A 418-nucleotide genomic window follows, 5' to 3' on the forward strand; every position below is an offset into this window, starting at 1 on the left:
TGCCCGAGACGCGCATCGGCTTTCTCCCGGACGTGGGCGCCACGAGCTTTTTGAGCGTGATGTCGCCCGAGCTGGAGCTGTATGTTGGCCTGACGGGCGTGACGCTGAACGGCGCCGATGCGCTGCATTGCCACCTGGCCGATATGTGCGTGCCCGCCGAATGGCTTGCCTCATTCGAAGACCGCCTGCAGCGCATGCCGCACGACGGCGATCTCATGCAGGCCTTGCGCCGCGTGTTCGAGCCGCCGTGCAACATTGTTCCGCACGCGCCGCTGGCACAGGCGACGCCGTGGGTGCAGCGCTATTTCGACCGCCGTTCGTCGGTCGATCGCATTGTCGCCACGCTGCGCGAGAGCCTGGAGCGCGAACAGGCACGGGAGCTGCGCCAATGGCTTCAGGCGACGCTTGACGCCATGAC

The 418-nt window shown here is 66.5% G+C and carries 1 protein-coding gene; it reads left to right on the plus strand.

Going from position 1 to position 418, the window contains the following annotated elements:
* A partial coding sequence (locus D7V93_RS44200; RefSeq protein ID WP_147451743.1) for an enoyl-CoA hydratase/isomerase family protein occupies positions 1-418 on the plus strand: 418 nt, incomplete at both ends.

Source organism: Corallococcus llansteffanensis, assembly GCF_003612055.1.
Classification (GTDB): Bacteria; Myxococcota; Myxococcia; order Myxococcales; family Myxococcaceae; genus Corallococcus; species Corallococcus llansteffanensis.